This window comes from Clostridium sp. (genome assembly GCF_051654825.1).
Classification (GTDB): domain Bacteria; phylum Bacillota; class Clostridia; order Clostridiales; family Clostridiaceae; genus Clostridium.
The window spans coordinates 1-5636 of sequence record NZ_JBOFYU010000219.1 but is presented as its reverse complement, the minus strand read 5'-3'; the positions used below and the strand labels follow the sequence as shown (position 1 = coordinate 5636).

The 5636-nt window shown below is 31.4% G+C and carries 5 protein-coding genes; all 5 read right to left on the bottom strand.

Going from position 1 to position 5636, the window contains the following annotated elements:
• Positions 1-619: glycerophosphoryl diester phosphodiesterase membrane domain-containing protein (locus tag ACRDBA_RS12755; protein ID WP_438573305.1), on the bottom strand; the 619-nt coding region annotated here is incomplete at its 3' end.
• A gap of 12 nt (positions 620-631) precedes the next feature.
• Positions 632-1027, bottom strand: a complete 396-nt coding sequence (locus ACRDBA_RS12750; protein WP_438573304.1) for an RrF2 family transcriptional regulator — start codon at positions 1025-1027, stop codon at positions 632-634.
• A 174-nt stretch (positions 1028-1201) separates the two neighbouring features.
• Positions 1202-2593 carry an NADPH-dependent glutamate synthase gene (gene gltA / locus ACRDBA_RS12745; RefSeq protein ID WP_438573306.1) on the bottom strand — a complete coding sequence of 464 codons (1392 nt, stop codon included), beginning with the start codon at positions 2591-2593 and terminating at the stop codon, positions 1202-1204.
• 1 nt (position 2594) lies between these two features.
• The gene (locus ACRDBA_RS12740) at positions 2595-3482 is read right to left on the bottom strand and encodes a sulfide/dihydroorotate dehydrogenase-like FAD/NAD-binding protein (protein WP_438573303.1); all 888 of its coding nucleotides are present in this window, start codon (positions 3480-3482) and stop codon (positions 2595-2597) included.
• 162 nt (positions 3483-3644) lie between these two features.
• A partial coding sequence (locus ACRDBA_RS12735) for a GH92 family glycosyl hydrolase (protein ID WP_438573302.1) occupies positions 3645-5636 on the bottom strand: 1992 nt, incomplete at its 5' end.

Here is a 5636-nt window from a genome sequence, read left to right as displayed (position 1 = left end):
TTTCAATAATTACTGCTGGTATTGATAATATCCATCTTAGTAATAGAACTACTAAAATAACCATTATAAGAACATAAAATACTTTTCCACCTGTAGTTTTAAAAAGTTCCAAAGTTATAAATGGAGGTATAGTTAAACTTTTTATTAAAGAACTATAAAGTCCTACACCAGTAACTGGCCCTATTACTCCTGCAACTAGAACTATAAATATCATTCCTCTATTAAAGGTTTGAGGTAGTATCTTTAAACTATTAATGCAAGCTTCTAATAAAGTAACTCTTTCTTTTTTATGAGATTTATAACCTATATACGTTAATACCGACATTTCTATAAAAATTGCTATAAACGATACTACTACTAAAAGAAATGAATAAATTATCCCCTTTGATGTTGTTCCAAATTTTAATAAATCAGTATTAGTTATACTTACGACGCCCATTTGACCCATAAAATTATTTATTAAAAACATATTTATAGGTACAAATAAGAATGTACTTATTAGTCTATATAATAATTCAAAATAAATTACTGCTTTAATATTAAATGTAAAGTTTTTATAAGTATTTCTTATTAATCCCTTGGTTTCCCTTTTGATTTCAGATGCATTGATATGACTCATACTTTTCACTCTTTATAATACATCTTCTAATGTATATTGTGAGAATTCTGCTAAAAATGATTTTAATGACCTAGCCATTATTCCCTTTAGCTTACATCCACCTGAAATAAATGGACAGGTATCGTCCTTATTAAAGCATTCCGCAATATTTAAGTTATCTTCAGTAACCTTTAAAACTTCCCCCAAGTTTATTTCCTTTGGTTCTAATCCTAACTTTAATCCACCTGTTCTTCCTTTTATCGAAACTATGTAGTCTGTTTTTGCTAATTTATGAATTATCTTTTTTAAATGATGTTCTGATATGTTAAGCTCCTTTGCTAATTCCTCAACTGTGCAAAGCTTATCTCTATTAAGCGCAAGATAAACTAAAGCCCTAAAAGAGTAATCTGTAAATTTAGATAAATACATGATTTCACGTCCTTTTCCGTTCTAAAAATATATACCTTATATATCTATTATAAACAGTAATGATATTTTTACAATTTGAAATTAAAAATATTGTTGATTTTAAATGAATATATAAAAGGGAACTATATAATGATATTAAATATACCACCCTATAGTTCCCTTTAAATTTGAGAATTACTTTGAGTTTAAGTACTCATCTATTGCACTTGCAGCTTTTTTACCTGCTCCCATAGCTAAAATAACTGTTGCTGCACCTGTTACAGCATCTCCGCCTGCATAAACGCCTTCTTTAGTAGTTAATCCATCTTCATCTGCAACTATACATTTCCACTTATTAATGTCTAATCCATTAGTTGTTGATGAAATTAAAGGATTTGGTGATGTTCCAAGTGACATTATTACTGTATCAACATCCATTACAAATTCTGAATTTTCCTTTACAACAGGCTTTCTTCTTCCAGAAGAATCAGGTTCCCCAAGCTCCATTTGAACACATCTCATTCCTTTTACCCAACCTTTTTCATCTACTAAAATTTCTGTTGGGTTAGTTAATACATCAAATATTACCCCTTCTTCCTTAGCATGATGTACTTCTTCTAATCTTGCTGGAAGTTCTGATTCACTTCTTCTATATACTATATGAGTTTCTGAACCTAATCTTAAAGCTGTTCTTGCTGCATCCATTGCAACATTTCCTCCACCAACTACAGCTACCTTTTTTCCTAGCTTTACTGGTGTATGATATTCTTCTTTAAATGCTTTCATAAGATTAACTCTTGTTAAAAACTCATTTGCTGAAAATACACCATTTGCATTTTCACCTGATATACCCATAAATTTAGGCAATCCTGCTCCTGACCCTATAAATACAGCTTGGAATTTTTCATTTTCTATTAAATCATCAATAGTTACAGTTCTACCTACAACTACATTTGTTTCTATCTTTACTCCTAGCTTTTTAATGTTTTCTATTTCAGCCTTAACTACTTCTTCTTTAGGAAGTCTAAACTCTGGAATTCCATAAACTAAAACTCCTCCTGGTTCATGTAAAGCTTCAAATATAGTTACATCATAACCCTTTTTAGCTAAGTCACCCGCACAAGTTAATCCTGCTGGACCACTTCCAATTACGGCTACTTTTTTACCGTTAGACTCTTCTTTAAAAGTTAAGTCTATATCATGTTTTCTAGACCAATCTGCTGTAAACTTTTCTAGTTTTCCTATAGCTATTGGTTCACCCTTTATTCCTAATAAGCATTTTCCTTCACATTGACTTTCTTGTGGACATACTCTTCCACAAACTGCTGGAAGTGCACTATATTTAGCAATATCCTTTGCTGCTCCCTCAAAATCTCCTTTTTTAGCTAAAGCTATAAATCCTGGAATATCTATTGAAACTGGACACCCTTCCACACATTTAGGTGATTTACAACTTAAACATCTATTAGCTTCCTTTATAGCAGCTTCTTCTGTATATCCTAAGCAAACCTCATTAAAGTTTGTTGCTCTTACTTCTGGCTTTTGTTCTGTAACAGGAGTTCTTTTCATTCTTTCTTGTGGAGTCATATTATTCACCCTTACAGCCACAACCACCATGGTTATGAGTGTCCCCTTCTTCTATTATTAATTGAGCCCTTCCTTCTTCTGACTTATACATAGTTTGTCTTCTCATTGACTCATCAAAATCTACTAAATGTCCATCAAATTCTGGTCCATCTACACATGCAAATTTTACTTCTCCACCAACAGTTACTCTACAAGCACCACACATACCTGTACCATCAACCATTATTGGATTTAAGCTTACTGTAGTTGGAATCTCTAATTCCTTTGTAAGAAGACACATAAATTTCATCATTATCATTGGTCCAATTACAACTGCATGATTATATTTATTTCCTTTATTTAAAACTAAATCCTTTAAGCAATCTGTTACCTTCCCATTAAATCCATAAGAACCATCATCAGTTGCTACATAAAGATTTCCTGCAACTTTTCTCATTTCTTCTTCTAATATTAATAATTCTTTATTTCTACTTCCTACAATTACATCACATTTTATCCCATTATTATGCATCCATTTTACTTGAGGATATACTGGTGCAGCCCCAACTCCACCTGCTATAAATATTATGTTCTTATTTTTTAACTCTTCAATTTCCTCATGTATAAATTCACTTGGCTGACCTAATGGACCAACAAAGTCTGCTACATAATCTCCCTCATTAAATGTAGCTAATTGTTTAGTTCCTTGTCCAACAGTTTGAAAAACAATAGCTACTGTTCCTTTTTCACTATCATAATCCGCAATTGTTAGTGGTATTCTTTCTCCCTTATCATCGTTTTTAATAATAATAAATTGTCCTGGCTTAGCAGAATTAGCAACTCTAGGTGCTTCTATATCCATAAGAAATATATTATCTGTAAGCTCTCTTTTACTTACTATCTTGTACATCCCCAAGTACCCCCATTAATTAAATTCTTACTGTTTATTTTACCATATTATGTAATAATTGTATATAATATGACTTATTCTTATTTTAAAATATATTTGCTTATAAAAAAGTTTCCTTTTAAATATTTCTCAATACTTAAAAGGAAACCTTTATTATAACTCTTATTTAATTGTTCTAATATTTACTGATTGTGGCTTTGATTCTTCGCCATTTGAGTATTTAGCTGTTACCTTAAATCCATAAATAGTGTTAGCCTTTAATCCTTCAGCTTTATAAGTTAAAGTATTATTGTCTAATGTAGTTAATAACTTACCATCTTTATAAATATTATACCCTTCTAATCCTATAGTGCTTTCTGGAGCTTCCCATCCTAGCTCTATATTATTTTTATCAATATTTTTAGCTTTTAAATTATTAACCTTTGATACAACTATTTCCTCTTCTATATCTTTTTTATTTGAATATCCCATTAACTCAACTTCTGAAAGCTTATTTCCACCTGTCATTTCTAATTTATAATGAGTATATTTCTTAACCTTATCTTGAGAAATTGCAAATGGCCTAGTATATTGTGCCCAATCAAATACTTCATTTGATCTTTCGTCTAATACTACCCAATCTTCACCATTATTTGATGCTGAAAGAGTAAAGTTCTTTGGAGCTTCTAAATTATTTCTTGATGATGTTAAAGTATATAACTCAACATACTTTGGTTCTGCAAAAGTATAGTAAAGTGTTGATACAGTTGCTTCATCACTTGAATTATTATTAAATAATTTTGATACATCCCCATCAGTTCCATACGCTGTATCACCTAATACTACCTTAGGTTGTTCAGTTCCAATAGCAACATCTTTTTTAGAGAAATCATCCATAGGTGTTGCAACTTCATCACCTTCTGTTATTGATGTAGGTAATGAATCTTCTGCTGTTCCCCAATTTGTATTAGGAGTATTACCTAAATTAAATGTAATTTCTGCCCCATCTTTAATATCATCATGCTTAATATATGATTTATTATAATCTTCACCATTTAAAGTCATGCTTTGAATATATACATTTTCTTTGCTATTATTAGGTGCATTTATAACGATATCTTTTCCATTTTCTAAATGAATTGTTGCCTTTTTAAATAAAGGTGATCCTATTGCATATTCATCATTACCTACACTAACTGGGTAGAATCCTAATGCACTAAAGATATACCATGCTGACATTTCTCCATTATCTTCATCACCAATATAACCTTGACCAAATTCACTTCCTACATAACATCTAGCTAATATATCTCTTACAACAGCTTGAGCTTTCCAAGGTTGAGCTGCGTAGTTATACATATATGGAATATGATGTGACGGTTGATTACTATGACCATATTGTCCTAACTTAACTTCTCTTGCTTCAAGCATTTCATGGATAACTCCACCATATCCACCTGGATTAAAGTTTCCATCAGTTGTAAAGAATTGGTCTAATTTAGCTCCTAAAGCTTCTCTTCCACCATATAAGTTAGCTAAACCTTGACCATCATGAACTACTGAGAATGCCATATTCCAAGCATTAGTTTCTGTATAGTCATCGCCCCATTTTATAGGATTAAATGCTTCATCAGTAGTACGCCATTCTCCATTGGCCTTTTTACCTCTAAACCAACCTCCATCATAATCACTAAATAACTTTGTATAATTTAATGAACGATTTTTATAATAAATAGCTTCATCTGTTTTCCCTAGTTTTTCTGCCATTTGATAGATACCATAATCATTTAAGTATCCTTCCATAGCCCATGAGAATCCTTCATGTTGCTCTGCTGGAACATATCCATCAAATACTGAAGTTTGAACTCTTGCTCTACCACCATTAGTTAAGTTAGGAGATACTACTGATGCATTTTTTAATGCTGACTTAAATGCATTTTCTGCATTAAAATCTACTTCTTTGTTCATTGCATCACCAAATATAATATCTGAGCTTGTTCCTACCATACTATTAGTTCCACCTGGTGCAATCCATCTTGGAACCCATCCTTGATCGTCATAATGTTGAACTAATCCATTAAGCATTTCTGTATTTTTTTCTGGTGTAAATAATGTATATGCTGCCCATGTTGTTCTGTAGGTATCCCAGAATCCATTATTTACATATATCTTACC